The organism is Nocardioides dongkuii (assembly GCF_014127485.1).
Taxonomy (GTDB): Bacteria; Actinomycetota; Actinomycetes; order Propionibacteriales; family Nocardioidaceae; genus Nocardioides; species Nocardioides dongkuii.
This window is the reverse complement of sequence record NZ_CP059903.1, coordinates 4,124,985-4,141,342: the sequence shown is the minus strand read 5'-3', so window position 1 is coordinate 4,141,342 and position 16,358 is coordinate 4,124,985. Positions and strand designations below refer to the sequence as shown.

Below are 16,358 nucleotides of genomic sequence, written 5' to 3'. Positions count from 1 at the left end.
CGGGCCGGGTCACGAGCGCGGCTCCCACCGCATCGAGCGTGCCGCGAGCCACACCGCGAGCGCCGCCCAGGCCGCCAGGACGAGCAGCGGCTTGCCGGCCGCGGTCCAGGTCTCGGCGAACGAGAGCACCCGGTCGGTGGAGGTGCCGTCCATCCCGAACCACGAGCTCCGCACCAGGTCGGTCACGGCGGCCCCCGGGGTCAGGTCGGTCCAGCGACGCACGTCGTCGGGGAACCCGATCGCCATCTGCCCGAGGACCGCGAGGACGAGCACCGGCATGCTGGTGATCTGGGCGGCCTCGGCGTTGCGCGTCCACGCGGCGGTCCAGAAGGCGAGGACGGCGAAGACTGGCGCGGCGGCCAGCACGGCGAGCAGCACCAGCACCGGGTTGACCGGCGCCTCGGCGCCCAGCGCCAGCGCGACCGGGGCGGCCAGGACGGTCACGACGACGGCGACGACGACGCCGGGCAGCGCGAGCGAGACCAGCAGCTCGAGGTCGCGCGTCTCGCCGGTGCGGATCCGCTTGAGCACCAGCTCGTCGCGGCGGGTCACGACCATGGACAGCACGTTGTAGAAGACGGGGAACAGCAGCGCCAGCATCACCACCGACACCAGCCCGGCGGCGGCCGACCCGGTGTCGCCGCGCGGGCCGATCGGCAGCAGGGCCAGGGGCAGCAGCGGCAGCAGCAACCCGTAGGCCAGCGTCAGCCGGTTGCGCAGCATCAGCACGGCGTTGGCGCGGGCGAGGCCGAGCGTCCGGCGTACGGCGGGGGCGCTGGTCAGCGCGGTGGTGGCACTCATCGGGTGGCTCCTTCTCGGGCGATCGCGAGGAACGCCGACTCCAGGGTGGCGCTGCGGGCCTCCAGCCCCTCGAGGCGTACGCCGTGGCGCCCGGCCCAGGCGAGCAGGTCGGCGAGGGTGGCCTGCAGGTCGTCGGTCTCGAGCGTGGTGGTGCCGGGCGCGCCGCGGCCCGCGGGCCGGGCCGCCGCGAGCGGGGGCAGCTCGTGCCCGGGGGCGGCGAACCGCACCGTCGACGGTTGGGAGGACACCACCTCGGCCACGGTGCCGGAGCGGACGACGACGCCCTCGTGCATGATCGCCAGCGCGTCGGCGAGCTCCTCGGCCTCCTCGAGGTGGTGGGTGGTCAGCAGCACCGACGCGCCCTCGTCGCGCAGGTCCCGGACCAGGTCCCAGACCGCGCGGCGGCTCTCCGGGTCCAGCCCGGTGGTGGGCTCGTCGAGGAGCAGCACCTCGGGCCGGCCCAGCAGCGTGCACGCCAGGTCGAGGCGGCGCCGCTCGCCGCCGGAGAGGGCGACCACGCGGGTGCCGGCGCGCCCGCCGAGGTCGAGCAGGCCGAGGACGTCGTCGGTGGGGCGCGGGTCGGTGACGGTCGAGGCCCACATGCGCAGCGTCTCGGCGACCGTGAGGTCGCCGCTGAAGCCGCTCGCCTGGAGCAGCACGCCGGTGCGGCGGCGTACCTCCGCGCGGTCGGCGCGTGGGTCCAGGCCCAGCACCCGCACGGTCCCGGCGTCCGGCTCGGCCAGCCCCTCGACGACCTCGAGGGTGGAGGTCTTGCCGGCGCCGTTGGTGCCGAGCAGGGCGACCAGGCGGCCGCGCTGGACCTCGAGGTCGACGCCGCGCACCGCCTCGAACGGCTGGCCGCCGGCGGTGCGGTAGCTGCGCCGCAGGCCGCGCACCTCGATCGCGAGCCCCGGATCGGGGCTGGGTCGGGCGTCGGGCCGGGCATCGGGTCGGGTCTGCATGCCTCCAGCCTGTCGCCGCTCCCGGCCACGCGGCAGTGCGAGGCCTCATCGATCACCCGTGACGGATGTCAGGTCGGCTGAGGTGACTCGCCAGTAATCTCGGTGCATGAGCGACGCGACCACGCCCTCCTTCGGCCTCGGCCCCGACCACCTCGAGCTGCGCGACTGGGTGCACACCTTCGCCGCCGACGTCATCCGCCCGGCCGCGGCGGAGTGGGACGAGAAGGAGGAGTTCCCCTGGCCGGTGGTCGAGGAGGCCGCCAAGGTGGGCATCTACTCCTTCGACTTCATCGCGACCCAGGCCTTCGACCCGACCGGGCTGGGCTTCCCGCTCACCATGGAGGAGCTCTTCTGGGGCGACGCCGGCATCGGTCTCTCCATCGTCGGCACCTCGCTGGCCGCGGCCGGCGTGCGGGCCAACGGCACCGACGAGCAGGTCGGCGAGTGGATCCCCGAGATGTACGGCGAGCCGGGTGACCTGAAGCTCGGCGCGTTCTGCTCCTCCGAGCCCGACGCCGGGTCCGACGTCGGCGCGATGCGCACCCGCGCCGTGTACGACGAGAAGACCGACGAGTGGGTCCTCAACGGCACCAAGACCTGGGCCACCAACGGCGGCATCGCCGACGTGCACGTCGTGACCGCGGTCGTCGACCCCGACCTGCGCACCCGCGGCCAGGCCAGCTTCGTCGTCCCGCCCGGCACCAAGGGGCTCAGCCAGGGCCAGAAGTTCCACAAGCACGGCATCCGCGCCTCGCACACCGCGGAGGTCGTGCTCGACCAGGTCCGGGTGCCCGGCCGCTGCCTGCTCGGTGGCAAGGAGAAGCTCGACGCCCGGCTGGCCCGGGCGCGCGAGGGCGGGGGCGGCCGCGGCAACGCGAGCATGGCGACCTTCGAGCGCACCCGCCCGGCGGTCGGCGCGCAGGCGGTCGGCATCGCGCGGGCGGCGTACGAGGTGGCGCTGGACTACGCCAAGACCCGCGAGCAGTTCGGCAAGGCGATCATCGAGAACCAGGCCATCGCCTTCGCGCTGGCCGACATGAAGACCGCGATCGACGCCTCCCGGTTGCTGGTCTGGCGCGCCGCGTGGATGGCGGCCCAGGGCAAGCAGTTCGAGGCCGCCGAGGGGTCGATGTCGAAGCTGATGGCCGGCGAGACCGCGGTGAAGGTGACCGGGCAGGCGATGCAGATCCTCGGTGGCAACGGCTTCACCCGCGAGTACCCCGTCGAGCGGTGGGCGCGCGACGCCAAGATCTACACGATCTTCGAGGGCACCTCCGAGATCCAGCGGCTGGTCATCGCGCGGACCATCTCGGGGGCGCCGATCCGATGACCGGCGGGGTGGCGCGGCGACGCGACCGGGGGCGCGAGCGCCTCCGCGACCCGGTGTTCTGGACCGACGTCACCCAGCTGGTCAAGACCGTCGTCGCGGTCGTGGCGTCGTGGGTGCTGGCCACCCACGTCCTCGACCTCTCCCAGTCCTTCCTCGCGCCGTGGGCGGCGCTGCTCGTCGTGCACGCGACGGTCTACCGCACCTTCTCCCAGGGCCTGCGGCAGGTCGCGGCCGCCGTCCTGGGCGTGGTCCTGGCCTGGGGCGTCGGCAGCGCGCTGGGGCCCGACCTGCTCGCGCTCGGCCTGGCCGTCGGGGTCGGCCTCGCCGTCGGCGCGATCGGGTGGTTCGGCGACGAGGGCACCACGATCGCGGCGACCGCGCTGGTCGTGCTGACCACGGGGTTCTCCGACGACCGGATCGTGCTGGCCGCCCGGCTCCTGGACACCGCGATCGGCATCGTCGTGGGCCTGGTCGTCAACGCCCTGGTCTGGCCGCCGCTGCGCCAGCGGGTGGCGATCGTCGCCCTGGACGCGATGGACGGCAAGATCGGCACGCTGCTGGTCGACATCGCCGCCGGCGTCGAGCGGGGGTTCAGCGACGACGAGGTCTCCGCCTGGCTCGAGCGCACCCGCGAGCTGGACGAGGAGCTCGACCGCACCTGGGCGCTGGTCCGGCAGGCCAGCGAGAGCGCCCGGATGAACCCGCGGCGGGCGGCCGACGAGCTGCGCGACCCCAAGGAGTGGTTCGACCTGATGTGGCGCATGGAGCAGGCGCTCGCCGAGATCCGCAGCCTCGCCCGGACCCTGTCCTACGACCAGGCCGACGAGCCGCAGTGGCAGCCGCGGTTCCGCACGGCGTACGCCGCGGCGCTGCGGACCGCGGGCGAGGGCCTGGTCGACGCCGACCGGGAGGAGATGCTGCGCGCCTGGGAGCAGCTCGACCGTCTGGTCGAGGAGCTCGGCGAGCTGCGGCCGGCGCCGGCCCAGTGGCCGGTCTACGGGAGCCTGGTGGTCAACCTGCGCAACCTCGTGGACGCGATGGAGGAGGTCGCCGCCGAGAACCCGCTCGCCCAGCCCCCGCTGCCGTTCGCCCGGCTCCGCGCGCGGCGGCGGCGATGACCGGCCGGTCGCGCTCACGGTCGCGCTTCCGCGGCGCGATCGCCGGGATCGGCACGACGAGCGGCGTGCGGGTCGTGGTCGGGCGGTGGCCGGACTCGCCGTACGGCTCCTTCGCGGACGCGATGGTCGAGACCGCGGCCGGCCACCGGGTGCTGCTCGCGCCGAGCGAGGAGGTCGCGGAGTTCGTCGCGGCGACGTACACCTTCGACGAGGTGCGGATCGAGGACATCGGCGCGGAGGTCGGCGTGGGCGGCGACTGGCAGGTGCGCTCGCCGTCCCTGACCCTCGACCTGGCGGTCGGCGGGCGTACGCCGCTGGGCCGGCTGCTGCGCCTGGTGCCGGCGCGGCTCGCCGAGGCGCCGGCCTGGTGCGCGGTCACCGACCCGGTGGCCCGGGTCGTGCTGCGCGGCGTCCGCACCCGCGGGACCGCGGGCGGCGACCGGCGGGAGTACTACGGCGCGACCGACCACCACCGGCTGCTCGCCGCGACCGGCCGCTTCGACGGCGCCGACCTCGGCACCCTCGCCCCGGTCGACCCCTCCCCCCGCTTCGGGTTCTCCTCGACCCCCCGCCGACCCTCGGTCACCTCGGTCACCACCACCGTCCTCGCCGCCCCGTAGGTCCGTAGGTCCGTAGGTCCCGCGAGTCGGCGCTTATGTCCGCCTTCTCCACAGCCGATCTGTGGATAACCCGGACATTCGCGCCGACTCGGCGAGAAGGCGGCGGGTCAGGCGGCGGGGGCGGGGCGGACGGCGGGGAGCACCGTCTCGGAGATCAGGCGCAGGCTGGCCCAGGACGGCTCGGCGGGCAGGCCGCCGCAGGCGGGGTGGCTGGTGACCAGGCGCAGGCCGTCGCGGCACCGGTCCACGAGCTCGTCGGCGGTGGTGACCAGGTAGACGCCCGCCGCGCGCATCTCCTCGACGGTGCGCGAGGGGTCCAGCACGTAGGACCCGGCCTCGCCGTGCCACTCCTGGTACGACGTGGCGTCGGCGAGCAGGTGGTGGCCGTAGCGCTCCCAGAACTCGTCGGGGTCCTCGGCGCAGAAGACGTTCGCGGGCCCGCCGAAGGGCGCGCGCAGCACCATCCCGGGCTCCCGGCCGAGGGCGCGGCAGGTCTCGTCGTAGGTGGTCTTGAGCGCGCGGTCGCCGTGCTGGGGCTGGAAGCCGAGCCCGAGCCGGGCCGCCCGCTTCGCCGCGGCGGGCGAGCCCCCGCCGTACAGCAGGAACGGGTGCGGCTGGGAGTACGGCGCGGGCGTGACCGCCCCCGACGCCCACAGGTCGAGCATCCGCAGGATCCGCTCCTCGATGTCCTTGCCGCGGGTCGACCAGGAGCGGCCGTGCAGCTCGTACTCGACCGGCCGGTAGCCCAGCCCGAGCGTGTAGCTGACCCGCCCCGCGCTCAGGTGGTCGAGCACGGCGATGTCCTCGGCCAGCCGGGCCGGCTCGTAGAGGTTGACCAGCAGCGCCGAGATGGTGATCGGCACCCGCGAGGTGACCGCGGCGAACGCCGACGCCAGCAGCATCGGGCTCGGCAGGTAGCCGTCCTCGGAGGCGTGGTGCTCGGAGACCATGATCGCGTCCTGGCCGTTCCGGTCGACGTACGCCGCCTGCTCGACGGCGCGCGCGTAGACCTCCTGCCGCTGGGCGGGGGTCGCGTCGGGGACGCGGAGGTCGTAGCGGGTGACGAAGCTGGTGGCCATGGCGTCAGCCAACCAGAAGTAGAACGTGTTCTACAGGGCAATGGCGCGGTTCACCCAGGTCGAGGTGACCTGCATGCCGACCTTCTCGTAGAGACCGAGGGCGCCGGTGCGGGAGTCCGTGGAGAGCTCCGAGCGGACGGCGCCGTGGGCCCGGGCCTCGGCGAACGCGTCGACGAGCAGCGCCTGGGCGAGCCCGCGGCCGCGCCGGTCGCGGCGGGTGGCCAGCCGCGCGACGTAGCCGGTGCCCTCGCCCATGGTCAGCACCGCGGCGGCGACCACCTCTCCGTCGTCGGTCACCACCCGCAGCTGCCACGGCTCGTACCCGGGCCGCTCGAGGACGGTGGCGGTGAAGTCCTCGAAGGACTGGCGGTCCCGCTCCGACCACTCGAGGAACGCGTCCTCGAGGACGGTCCAGCAGGCCCGGTGCTCCTCGGCCCGCGCCGCGCGGACGGCGTACCCGGCGGGCAGGGGGCGCTCGGGGACGGTGCGGCCCTCCGGGAGCTGGAGGACCCAGCTGGTCCAGCGGACGTGGTAGCCGAGCTCCGCCAGCAGCCGGTCGCCCGGCGAGCCCTGCGGGACCGGCATCCCGACGACGGTCGCGCCCTGCGCGCGGGCCAGGTCCTGCATCCGGTGCGCGAGCCAGGTGCCGATCCCGCGGCCGCGGGCTCCGGGGTGGACGGCGGCGTCGCCGCGGTCGGCGCCGGACGCCTCGGCGTACCCGACCATCCGGTCGCTCTCGAGGACGCCGACCGCGCTCGTGGCGAGGTCGAAGGAGGGCCGCTGCCAGTCGGCGACGATGTCGGCCTCCTCGATCACCACCTCGCCGAGGTCGGCGAGCTCCTGGGCGGCCATCAGCCCGTAGACGGCCGGGGCGTCGGCCGGGGTCAGCGGGCGTGCCGTGAGCCCGGCGGGGAGGTCGGGGTCGGCCATGGCCAGCAGTGTGGACGCCGGCGCCGCCGCGGCGCGCGGGATTTTCCCGGGCCCCCGCCTCAGGTGCGGGCCGCCACGGTCGATGGGAGGGGTGACCCCGGGGGACACCCCTCGCGGTGCCAGAAGCCAGGAAAGGCATCCCCCCGTGCCGAGCACCTCGCCCGCTGAGACCCTCCCCTCCCGCCGCCGCGCGCTGCGGATCGCCGGCAGCGCCGTCGTCGCCGCGACCACCACGGTCGCCGCCGGCCCGGTCGAGGCCGCGCTCGCCGGCGGGGCGTCGGACGACGCCGCCGAGCGCCGCCGCCGCCGGCGCAAGCGTCGCCGGGACCGGCTGGACGACAAGAAGGACAAGAAGAAGCCCAAGCCCAAGCCCAAGCCGAAGCCGAAGCCCAAGCCGAAGCCCAAGCCGAAGCCGAAGCCGCCGTCCCCGGCTCCCACCCCGCAGCCGACGACCGAGCCGACGCCCACCCCGCAGCCGACGCCCACGCCGACGCCCGAGCCGACTCCCACGCCCGAGCCCCAGCCGACCCCGAACCCGACCCCGGACAGCCCGTTCGCGTCGGGCAGCTACCCCGGGACCCCGGTGCTCCCGGTGGCGGCGCGGCACCTGGCGAACCGGTTCAGCTACGGCATCACCCCGGAGCTGGCCGACGAGGTGCGCGCGGCCGGGCACCACTGGGCCTGGTTCGACCGCCAGCTCGAGACGGCGTACGACGGGCAGGCCGACGCGGTCGGCGACTGGTGGCCCGACCTGCACCTGGACGCCGCGACCATCTACCGGCGCCAGGTCGACCAGGTGCGCGGCTCCTGGGAGGTCAGCACCGACCACGGCCGCCGCGCGATGGTCCGCCGGATGCAGTCGCCCCGGCAGGTGCTGGAGGTGATGACGGAGTTCTGGGAGAACCACCTCCACGTGCCGAGCAACGCCGACAACATCGGCACCTTCCGCGGTGCGTACGGCGAGGTCGTGCGCCGGCACGCGCTGGGCCGCTTCGAGGACCTGCTGACCGCCGCGGTGCTGCACCCGGCGATGCTGATGTACCTCGGCAACGCCTCCTCCACCAAGAAGCACCCGAACGAGAACCTCGGCCGCGAGCTGCTGGAGCTGCACACCGTCGGCGTCGGCAACCACACCGAGGACGACGTGAAGAGCTCGGCGCGGATCCTCACCGGCTGGCGGGTCGCGACGTACTCGACCTGGGCGGCCTACTACAGCCCGAACGACCACTGGACCGGGCCGGTGCGGGTCAAGGACTTCACCGACGCGAACGCCGCGGCCGACGGGCAGGCGGTCACCAAGCGGTACCTCTCCTACCTCGCCCACCACCCCGACACCGCGCGGCGGATCGCGACCAAGCTGGTGCGCACCTTCGTCTCCGACACCGTGCCGGCCGCGCTGGTGGACGCGCTCGCCGCGGTCTACCTGGAGCACGGCACGGCGATCGCGCCGGTGCTGCGGGCGCTGGTGCGCTCGCCGGAGTTCGCGGTCTCGGTCGACCAGAAGCTGCGGGACGCCGACGAGGACGTGGCGGCGACGTACCGGCTGCTCGGGGTGCGGGTGACCCCGCCGGCCACCGGGTCGTCGGCCGCGAACGCGGTCACCTGGCAGGTCTCCTCCCTCGGCCTGGCCCCGTTCACCTGGCCGCGCCCGGACGGGCAGCCGGTGGACAACCGGGCCTGGGCCTCGCCCACCCGCGCCCTCGCCTCGATGGAGCTGCACTGGAGCATGGCCGGCCGCTGGTGGCCGACCGAGGGCATCGCCTGGACCGAGCCGGCGGGTTCCCTGCCGGCGCCCACGATCGCGTTCCGCGACCTGGTGGACCACCTCTCCCGCCTGCTGCTGCAGCGGCCCTCGACCGAGGCACTGCTGCGGATCTGCTGCGCGGCGACCGAGACCGCGCCGACCAAGCAGGTCACGGCGGCCTCGGACCTGGTCCGCTGGCGGTGGCCCCGCCTGATCGCGGCGATCCTCGACAGCCCGACGTTCTACCAGCACTGACCGCGCCCGAAGACCCGAAGGACACCCCATGACCCTGACCGTTCCCCCCGAGCTCACCGGGTGCGGCTGCCCGGAGGGCGCCGCGCTCGCGTCGGGCGGGCTGGTCGCGAGCCGGCGCGGGGTGCTGCGCGGCGCCGCGCTGGCCGGCGCCGCCACGGTCGTCGGCTCCACGGTCGTGACGATGGGCCGCGCGGCCGCGGCGGGCACCACCCCCGCGGCGAAGTCGGTCCTGGTGGTGGTCTCGCTGCGCGGCGCCGCCGACGGGCTCTCCCTGGTCGTGCCGCACGGCGACCCGGCGTACTACGCCGCCCGGCCGCGGATCGCCGTCCCGAAGCAGAGCCTGGTGGCCCCCGACGGGTTCTTCGGGATGCACCCGGCGATGGCGCCGCTGCTGCCGCTGTGGGAGTCCGGGCGGCTCGCCGCCGTGCACGCCACCGGCCTGCCCGTGGCGAACCGGTCGCACTTCTCGGCCATGGAGGAGCTCGAGGACGCCGACCCGACCTCCTCGGCGCGGGTCGGCTGGCTGAACCGGATGATCGGCACCGACGACGTCACGGGCAGCCTGCAGGCGATCGCGGTCGGGGACACCCTGCCCACCTCGGTCCTCGGCCCGGAGGTGGTGATGTCGTTCCGCTCGGTCGACGACGCGGTGCTGGCCGGCGCCGACAAGTGGGACCCGACCGGCACCCGCGTCCGCGCCCTCACCGAGGCGTGGTCCGACGCGCCCGGCGAGATGGCGGTCGGGGTGCGGACCGCCCTGGGCGCCGTGGTCGACCTCGGCGCCGCGCAGCAGCAGCCGGACCGCTCCGCGACGTACCCCGCCACCGACCTGGGGGAGGGGCTGGCGTCCGTCGCGCGCACGCTGCGCGCCGACATCGGCGTCTCGACGGTCACCGTCGACTCCGGCAACTGGGACATGCACACCGGGCTCGGCTCGGCGACGTCCGGCTGGATGGTGCGCAACGCCGGCGACCTCGCCGGCAGCATCGCGGCGTTCTTCGCCGACCTCGGGCCGGTCGCCGACAAGGTGACCCTGGTGACGGTGAGCGAGTTCGGCCGCCGGGTCCAGGAGAACGCCAACCAGGGCCTCGACCACGGCTGGGGCAACGTGATGCTGGTCGCCGGGGCGGGCGTCAAGGGTGGCGCGTACTACGGCCGCTGGCCCGGCCTGCAGAACACCCTGGACGCCGACGTGGCGGTCACGACCGACTACCGCAGCGTGCTCGCCGAGATCGTCGCGGCGCGCACCGAGGCGTCGGTGTCGACGGTCTTCCCGGGCTTCCAGCGCGAGCGGGTCGGCGTGATGGCGGGCCAGTAGCCGCCGCTCCTCCGCCTCACGACGACGACGGCCCGGGTCCACCAGGACCCGGGCCGTCGTGCGTGCGGCGTCGTACGCCGTGGCTCAGGCGTTGCGGATCGCCGAGACGTCGAAGTCGAGCTTGACCTTCTCGGAGACCAGCACGCCGCCGGTCTCGAGCGCGGCGTTCCAGGTGAGGCCCCAGTCCTTGCGGTTGATGCTGGTCGAGCCCTCGAAGCCGACGCGCAGGTTGCCGAACGGGTCGCGCGCGGAGCCGGTGGGCTCGAAGGTGACCAGCACGGAGCGGGTGACGCCCTTGATGGTCAGGTCGCCGGTGACGGCCCAGTCGTCGCCGTCGCGGGCCACCTCGGTGGAGACGAAGGTGATCTCCGGCTGGGCGGCGGAGTCGAGGAAGTCGGCGGAGACCAGGTGGCCGTCGCGGTCGGCGACACCGGTGTCGATGCTCGCGCTCTGGATCGTGAGGCTGACCGAGGAGGCGGCGGGGTCGGCGGCGTCGATGTGCGCCGTGCCGGTGAAGTCCTTGAACTGGCCGCGGACGGTGGTGACCATCGCGTGGCGGGCGCTGAAGCCGACCCGGCTGTGCGTGGGGTCGATGGTGTAGTCGCCGGTCAGGTCGTCGATGGCCGTGGTGGCCGGGTCGAAGACGGGCTCGTCGGTGCGGGTGCTGCGGCTGAAGATGCTCATAGGGGACTCCCTCGGGTCGGTGCCGGTGTGATGCAAGATTCAAGGACTAGAACCGGACCCAGGTCCGCTTCATTCCTGGGGCGCATCAAGTGGTCTCGACCAGTGGCGTTTTGCTTCTTCCTGCCCGATTCCGGGCAGGAAGTTGTCGTACGGCGCTGCGCCGACGCACAGTGGGGACGTGGCTGTCGACCCGGACCTCGTCGCGCACCTGACCCGCACGGCGGGGCTCACCGCCGCCGAGGCGGCGCGGGTGGTCGAGGACGTGGTGGCCTTCCACGCGGAGCCGGTGGAGGAGTACGTCCGCCGCCGGCACGCCCACCTGAAGACCTACGGGGTGCGCAACCCCGAGATCTTCGCGCGGGTGGCCGAGGAGCTTGCGGACCGCGTGGTCGCGCCGCCGCCGCTCTCCGAGCGCCAGCTACGTCGCATCGTCTACGGCTGACAGGAGTCACACATGTGCGGGATCGTCGGGTACGTCGGGGCGCAGCAGGCCGCACCGCTGCTGCTGGAGGGCCTGGCCCGGCTCGAGCACCGGGGCTACGACTCGGCGGGCATCGCCGTGCTCGGCGGCAACGGCGCCGCGGCGGCCAAGCCGCGCGTGGTCAAGCGGGCCGGCCGGGTCCGTGACCTGGTCGAGGCGGTGCCGCAGCGGTTCGCCGGGAAGGTCGGCATCGGCCACACCCGCTGGGCCACCCACGGGCCGGCGACCGACGCCAACGCCCACCCGCACACCGACGCCACCGGCGAGGTCGCCGTCGTCCACAACGGCATCCTCGACAACGCGGCCGCGCTGCGGGAGCGGCTGACCGAGGACGGCATCGAGCTGGTCAGCGACACCGACACCGAGGTGCTCGCCCACCTGATCGGCCTCTCCACCGCCGACACCCTCGAGGCCCGGGTGGCCGAGGCGCTGCGCGTCGTCGAGGGGACGTACGGCGTCGCGGTGGTCCACGCGGCGTTCCCCGACCGGATCGTGGTGGCCCGCAACGGCAGCCCGCTGATCATCGGCGTGGGCGAGAAGGAGATGCACGTCGCCTCCGACCTCGCCGCGCTGGTCCGCTACACGACCACCGTCGCGCACCTCGAGGACGGCGAGATGGCGACCCTCACCGCGGGCGGCTTCACGACCTACCGCCAGGACCTCTCCGCCACCTCCACCCGGCCGACGACCCTCGACATCGACCCCGCGGCGTACGACGCGGGCGCGGCGCTGGGCCCCGGCGAGTCGCACATGCACCGCGAGATCCACGAGCAGCCGCAGGCCGCCGAGCGGGCGCTGCGCGGCCGCCTCGACGAGCGGTTCGGCACCGCGCACCTCGGCGGGCTGAACATGGACCCGCGCGAGGTGCGCGCGATCCGCCGGGTGAAGGTGCTCGGCTGCGGGTCGGCGTACTACGTCGGCCAGATGGGCGCCTCGCTGATCGAGGAGCTGGCCCGGGTGCCCGCCGACGCGGAGGCGGCGAGCGAGTTCCGCTACCGCAACCCGATCATCGAGCCGGACACGCTCTACGTCGCGGTCAGCCAGTCCGGCGAGACCATCGACACCCTGCTCGCCGTCCAGGAGATCCGCCGCAAGGGCGGCCGGGTGATCGGCCTGGTCAACGTGGTCGGTAGCGCGATCGCGCGCGAGTGCGACGGCGGCATCTACCTGCACGCCGGTCCCGAGGTGTCGGTCGCGTCCACGAAGGCGCTGACCAACATGTTCGTCGGGTTCGCGCTGCTGGCCCTCCAGCTCGGCCGGGTGCGCGACCTCTCCATCGCCGACGGGCGCCGGCTCATCGACGGGCTGCGGCGGCTGCCGGAGCAGATCGCCGAGGTGCTCGACCAGGAGAAGCAGGTCGCGGCCGTCGCCGAGCGGCTGGCCGAGGCCGAGAGCCTGTTCTTCATCGGCCGGGTCCGCGGCTTCCCGGTCGCGCGCGAGGGCGCCCAGAAGCTCAAGGAGGTCAGCTACCGGCACGCCGAGGCGTACCAGACCTCCGAGCTCAAGCACGGGCCGCTCGCGCTGATCAGCCCGGCGGTGCCTACGGTCGCGATCGTGCCGTCCGACGAGCTCACCGACCGCAACGTCGCGGCGCTGCACGAGGTCGCCGCCCGGCGCGGGCCGCTGGTCGTCGTCACCCACGCGGACGTCGACCTCGGCGGGCTCGACGTGCAGCGCATCGACGTCCCTCGCAACGAGCGCGAGCTCGACCCGATCCTGCTCACCGTGCCGCTCCAGCTGCTGGCGCTGCACGCCGCGCAGCACCTCGGCCTCGACGTCGACAAGCCGCGCAACCTCGCCAAGTCGGTCACCGTCGAGTGAGCGTGACCGATCGCACCGCCACCTCGAAGCGGCTCCACGGCACCGAAGCCACTACCGTAGGCGGGTGAGCACCGAGGACATCGACGTCGACCCGACCCCCACTTTCGCGGACCTCGGACTCGACGACGCCGTGCTGAAGGCGCTGCGCGACGTCGGGTACGAGACCCCGTCGGCCATCCAGGCCGCGACCATCCCGCCGCTGCTGGCCGGCCGCGACGTGGTCGGCCTGGCGCAGACCGGCACCGGCAAGACCGCGGCGTTCGCGCTGCCGATCCTGAGCCGGCTCGACATGCGCCAGAAGACGCCGCAGGCGCTGGTGCTCGCGCCGACGCGCGAGCTCGCGCTGCAGGTGTGCGAGGCCTTCGAGCGGTACGCCTCCCACCTCAAGGGCGTCCACGTGCTGCCCGTGTACGGCGGCCAGGGGTACGGCGTGCAGCTCTCCGCGCTGCGCCGCGGCGTCCACGTCGTCGTCGGCACGCCCGGCCGGATCATGGACCACCTCGAGAAGGGCACGCTCGACCTCTCCGAGCTGCGCTTCCTGGTGCTCGACGAGGCCGACGAGATGCTCAACATGGGCTTCGCCGAGGACGTCGAGAAGATCCTCGCCGACACCCCGGCGGACAAGAACGTCGCGCTCTTCTCCGCGACGATGCCCGCCCAGATCCGCCGGATCTCCAAGAAGTACCTCAACGACCCCGAAGAGATCACCGTCAAGAACAAGACGACGACCTCGGCGAACACCACCCAGCGCTACCTGATGGTGAGCTACCCGCAGAAGGTCGACGCGCTCACCCGCATCCTCGAGGTGGAGAACTTCGAGGGGATGATCGTCTTCGTCCGCACCAAGCAGGAGACCGAGACGCTCGCGGAGAAGCTCCGGGCGCGCGGCTTCAGCGCGGCGGCCATCAACGGCGACGTCGCCCAGAACCAGCGCGAGCGCACCGTCAACCAGCTGAAGTCGGGCAAGCTCGACATCCTGGTCGCCACCGACGTCGCCGCCCGCGGCCTCGACGTCGAGCGGATCAGCCACGTCGTCAACTACGACATCCCCACCGACACCGAGTCCTACGTGCACCGGATCGGCCGCACCGGCCGCGCCGGCCGCAGCGGCGACGCGATCTCGTTCGTGACCCCGCGCGAGCGCTACCTGCTCAAGCACATCGAGAAGGCGACGCGCCAGCCGCTGACCCAGATGCAGCTGCCGAGCGTCGAGGACGTCAACGTCACCCGGCTCTCGCGCTGGGACGAGCAGATCACCGCGGCCCTCGAGCAGACCGGCCGCATCGACCGGTTCCGCGAGATCATCGGCCACTACGTCCGCAACCACGACGTGCCCGAGGCCGACGTCGCCGCCGCGCTCGCCGTGGTCGCCCAGGGCGAGGAGCCGTTGCTGCTCGACCCGGCCCGCGAGAAGCCCGTCCGCGAGCCCCGCGGCGAGGAGCGCGACCGCCCCGAGCGGTCCGCCAGCCGCGAGCGCCGCGGGTCGCAGTCCGACGTGCCGATGGCGACGTACCGGATCAGCGTCGGCAAGCGCCACAAGGTCGAGCCGCGCCAGATCGTCGGCGCGATCGCCAACGAGGGCGGCCTGCGTCGCGGCGACTTCGGCCACATCTCGATCAAGCCGGACTTCTCGCTCGTCGAGCTGCCCGCCGAGCTGCCCAGCGAGGTCTACGAGGCGCTGCGCGGCACCCGGATCTCCGGCAAGCTCATCGAGCTGCAGCCGGACTCCGGCGCGAGCGCTCAGAGCGCGCGCCCGTCGTACGACCGCAAGCCCCGCCACAAGGGCTGAGCCGCACTTCTCAGGGTTTCCCTGAACTTCTCAGGCGTTGCGATGCCTGAGAAGTTCAGGTTTCCCCGGTGAACCGGGGAAACCGGCAGCCCACCAAGCCCTATCCCGCCAGCCCCCAGTCCTCGACCACCAGCGCCTGCACGGCACTGGAGGCGGCGACCAGGCCGGCGGCGGCCGACGTGAGCACCGACGGCATCGGCATCGGCAGGGCAGCCAGGTGGGCGAGGTCGCCGGCGGCGTACACGCCCGGGCGGCTGGTGCGGCCGAGCTCGTCCGGCCCGGACGCGAACGACACCGTCGCGCCGCCGGCGCTGCGCCGGAACCCGGTGACCGGTTCCGGCCGCACCGTCACGCCGGCGCGCGCCAGGAGGTCGCCGGCCGCGGGGTCGATCGGCCCGCCGTCGGCGAGCACGGTCACCCGGTCCGCGATCGGGGCGAGCAGCAGCGGCAGCCGGGCGGCGTGCGGCCCGTTCCCGAGCACGGCGACGTGGGTCCCCGCGAGCTCGTGCCCGTGGCAGAACGGGCAGTGCGCCGCGACCGTGCCGAACAGCTCGCCCAGGCCTGGCTTGTCCGGGAGGGTGTCGCGGACGCCGGTCGCGAGCAGCAGCGTGCGGCCGCTGATGCTCGTGCCGTCCTCGAGCGCGACCCGGAACAGCCCGTCCTCCTCCGTCGCGCTCCCGGCGCGGGCCTCGCGCACGGTGACCGAGGAGTACGCCGCGAGGTCGGCGCGCGCGGCGGCGCGGAAGTCCGCGGGGGCCCGGCCGTCGTGCGTGAGGAAGTTCTGCAGGTGCTCCACCGGGGCGTTGCGGTACTCGCCCGAGTCCAGCAGCAGCGTGCTCCGGTGCATCCGGCCCAGGGTGAGGGCGGCCTGCAGGCCGGCCGGCCCGCCGCCGACCACGACCGCGTCGTAGGTGTCCATCGTGCGTCTCCGTCCGTCGGGATTGCGTCCGTGACGAGGATGTGACTTCATGTTGACATGAAGTCAAGCACCGATCCGACACCGTGGTCCGTGGGCGACGTCGCCGCCCGGTTCCGGCTCGCCACGCACGTGCTGCGGCACTGGGAGGACGTCGGGCTGCTGCGTCCGGCGCGCGACGCCGCGGGCCGCCGGCGCTACGGCGTCGACGACCTGTTCCGGGTCGCGGTGATCATGCGGAGCAAGGACTCCGGCATGAGCCTCGACCAGATCGCGGTGCTGCTCGACGCCGACGCCGCCGACCGGCACCGCGTGCTCCAGGCCCACGTCGACGACCTGGACCGCCGGATGGCGGAGATGGAGCGGTCCCGCGCGATGACCCTGCACGCGCTCCGGTGCCGCGCGCACGACGTCGCCGCCTGCCCCAACTTCCAGCGGTTCGTCGACGACGTGGTGGGTGCCGTGGGCTGACCGGCGCGGTCCTCCACAGGTCCCGCCGGAGACCCTGGC

Annotated in this window: 15 protein-coding genes; 9 read left to right on the top strand and 6 right to left on the bottom strand. The window is 74.0% G+C overall.

Annotated features, from left to right (window positions below; translation table 11 throughout):
* Positions 1-9: 9 nt before the first annotated feature.
* On the bottom strand, positions 10-801 hold the full coding sequence (locus tag H4O22_RS20045; RefSeq protein WP_182525053.1) for an ABC transporter permease: 792 nt from the start codon (positions 799-801) through the stop codon (positions 10-12).
* A complete protein-coding gene (locus H4O22_RS20040) occupies positions 798-1,763 on the bottom strand; it encodes an ABC transporter ATP-binding protein (protein ID WP_182525052.1) in 966 nt (321 codons plus the stop codon). Before H4O22_RS20040 ends, H4O22_RS20045 begins: the two co-directional genes overlap by 4 nt.
* 106 nt (positions 1,764-1,869) lie before the next feature.
* On the opposite strand from H4O22_RS20040, the gene H4O22_RS20035 reads away from it, so the two are divergent.
* From H4O22_RS20035 to H4O22_RS20025, 3 genes are read left to right on the top strand one after another with little or no spacing between them, the layout of a single operon-like run.
* Positions 1,870-3,093 carry an acyl-CoA dehydrogenase family protein gene (locus H4O22_RS20035; protein WP_182525051.1) on the top strand — a complete coding sequence of 408 codons (1,224 nt, stop codon included), beginning with the start codon at positions 1,870-1,872 and terminating at the stop codon, positions 3,091-3,093.
* Positions 3,094-3,101: 8 nt separating this feature from the next.
* On the top strand, positions 3,102-4,211 hold the full coding sequence (locus H4O22_RS20030) for an FUSC family protein (RefSeq protein WP_182525050.1): 1,110 nt from the start codon (positions 3,102-3,104) through the stop codon (positions 4,209-4,211).
* Entirely contained in the window at positions 4,208-4,831 is a 624-nt protein-coding gene (locus H4O22_RS20025) for a hypothetical protein (RefSeq protein ID WP_182525049.1), read from the top strand. The genes H4O22_RS20030 and H4O22_RS20025 overlap by 4 nt, the downstream gene beginning before the upstream one ends.
* Positions 4,832-4,938: 107 nt before the next feature.
* Here the strand turns inward: H4O22_RS20025 and H4O22_RS20020 are convergent, their stop codons facing one another.
* Positions 4,939-5,910, bottom strand: coding sequence for an LLM class flavin-dependent oxidoreductase (locus tag H4O22_RS20020; RefSeq protein WP_182525048.1), 972 nt, complete (start codon positions 5,908-5,910; stop codon positions 4,939-4,941).
* A gap of 30 nt (positions 5,911-5,940) precedes the next feature.
* On the bottom strand, positions 5,941-6,840 hold the full coding sequence (locus tag H4O22_RS20015) for a GNAT family N-acetyltransferase (protein WP_182525047.1): 900 nt from the start codon (positions 6,838-6,840) through the stop codon (positions 5,941-5,943).
* A 145-nt stretch (positions 6,841-6,985) separates the two neighbouring features.
* On the opposite strand from H4O22_RS20015, the gene H4O22_RS20010 reads away from it, so the two are divergent.
* Both H4O22_RS20010 and H4O22_RS20005 read left to right on the top strand, forming a co-directional pair.
* The gene (locus H4O22_RS20010) at positions 6,986-8,839 is read left to right on the top strand and encodes a DUF1800 domain-containing protein (RefSeq protein WP_182525046.1); all 1,854 of its coding nucleotides are present in this window, start codon (positions 6,986-6,988) and stop codon (positions 8,837-8,839) included.
* 28 nt (positions 8,840-8,867) lie between these two features.
* Positions 8,868-10,157, top strand: a complete 1,290-nt coding sequence (locus tag H4O22_RS20005; protein WP_182525045.1) for a DUF1501 domain-containing protein — start codon at positions 8,868-8,870, stop codon at positions 10,155-10,157.
* An 84-nt stretch (positions 10,158-10,241) separates the two neighbouring features.
* Here H4O22_RS20005 and H4O22_RS20000 read toward each other — a convergent pair whose 3' ends face one another.
* Entirely contained in the window at positions 10,242-10,841 is a 600-nt protein-coding gene (locus H4O22_RS20000) for a YceI family protein (protein WP_182525044.1), read from the bottom strand.
* 178 nt (positions 10,842-11,019) lie between these two features.
* Between H4O22_RS20000 and H4O22_RS19995 the strand changes: the two genes are divergently transcribed.
* The 3 genes from H4O22_RS19995 (at position 11,020) to H4O22_RS19985 (ending at position 14,932) form a co-directional block, all read left to right on the top strand.
* Positions 11,020-11,283 (top strand): hypothetical protein, encoded by a 264-nt coding sequence (locus tag H4O22_RS19995; RefSeq protein WP_182525043.1) that lies wholly within the window; start codon positions 11,020-11,022, stop codon positions 11,281-11,283.
* A gap of 12 nt (positions 11,284-11,295) precedes the next feature.
* A complete protein-coding gene (gene glmS, locus H4O22_RS19990; protein WP_182525042.1) occupies positions 11,296-13,143 on the top strand; it encodes a glutamine--fructose-6-phosphate transaminase (isomerizing) in 1,848 nt (615 codons plus the stop codon).
* Between the two features lie 64 nt (positions 13,144-13,207).
* Entirely contained in the window at positions 13,208-14,932 is a 1,725-nt protein-coding gene (locus H4O22_RS19985; protein ID WP_182525041.1) for a DEAD/DEAH box helicase, read from the top strand.
* Between the two features lie 100 nt (positions 14,933-15,032).
* Here the strand turns inward: H4O22_RS19985 and H4O22_RS19980 are convergent, their stop codons facing one another.
* Positions 15,033-15,851, bottom strand: a complete 819-nt coding sequence (locus H4O22_RS19980; RefSeq protein WP_182525040.1) for an NAD(P)/FAD-dependent oxidoreductase — start codon at positions 15,849-15,851, stop codon at positions 15,033-15,035.
* Between the two features lie 57 nt (positions 15,852-15,908).
* Between H4O22_RS19980 and H4O22_RS19975 the strand changes: the two genes are divergently transcribed.
* Complete coding sequence (locus H4O22_RS19975; protein WP_182525039.1) at positions 15,909-16,319, top strand: MerR family transcriptional regulator; 411 nt, start codon at positions 15,909-15,911, stop codon at positions 16,317-16,319.
* The last annotated feature ends 39 nt before the right edge of the window (positions 16,320-16,358 follow it).

What these genes read in the sequence shown, in the direction of transcription:
- H4O22_RS20040 (WP_182525052.1), bottom strand. Translation starts at nt 1,763, where the DNA reads ATGCAGACCCGACCCGATGCCCGGCCCGACGCCCGACCCAGCCCCGAT.
- H4O22_RS20000 (WP_182525044.1), bottom strand. Translation starts at nt 10,841, where the DNA reads ATGAGCATCTTCAGCCGCAGCACCCGCACCGACGAGCCCGTCTTCGAC.
- H4O22_RS20045 (WP_182525053.1), bottom strand. Translation starts at nt 801, where the DNA reads ATGAGTGCCACCACCGCGCTGACCAGCGCCCCCGCCGTACGCCGGACG.
- H4O22_RS20015 (WP_182525047.1), bottom strand. Translation starts at nt 6,840, where the DNA reads ATGGCCGACCCCGACCTCCCCGCCGGGCTCACGGCACGCCCGCTGACC.
- glmS (WP_182525042.1), top strand. Translation starts at nt 11,296, where the DNA reads ATGTGCGGGATCGTCGGGTACGTCGGGGCGCAGCAGGCCGCACCGCTG.
- H4O22_RS19980 (WP_182525040.1), bottom strand. Translation starts at nt 15,851, where the DNA reads ATGGACACCTACGACGCGGTCGTGGTCGGCGGCGGGCCGGCCGGCCTG.
- H4O22_RS19975 (WP_182525039.1), top strand. Translation starts at nt 15,909, where the DNA reads ATGAAGTCAAGCACCGATCCGACACCGTGGTCCGTGGGCGACGTCGCC.
- H4O22_RS20025 (WP_182525049.1), top strand. Translation starts at nt 4,208, where the DNA reads ATGACCGGCCGGTCGCGCTCACGGTCGCGCTTCCGCGGCGCGATCGCC.
- H4O22_RS20005 (WP_182525045.1), top strand. Translation starts at nt 8,868, where the DNA reads ATGACCCTGACCGTTCCCCCCGAGCTCACCGGGTGCGGCTGCCCGGAG.
- H4O22_RS20035 (WP_182525051.1), top strand. Translation starts at nt 1,870, where the DNA reads ATGAGCGACGCGACCACGCCCTCCTTCGGCCTCGGCCCCGACCACCTC.
- H4O22_RS20020 (WP_182525048.1), bottom strand. Translation starts at nt 5,910, where the DNA reads ATGGCCACCAGCTTCGTCACCCGCTACGACCTCCGCGTCCCCGACGCG.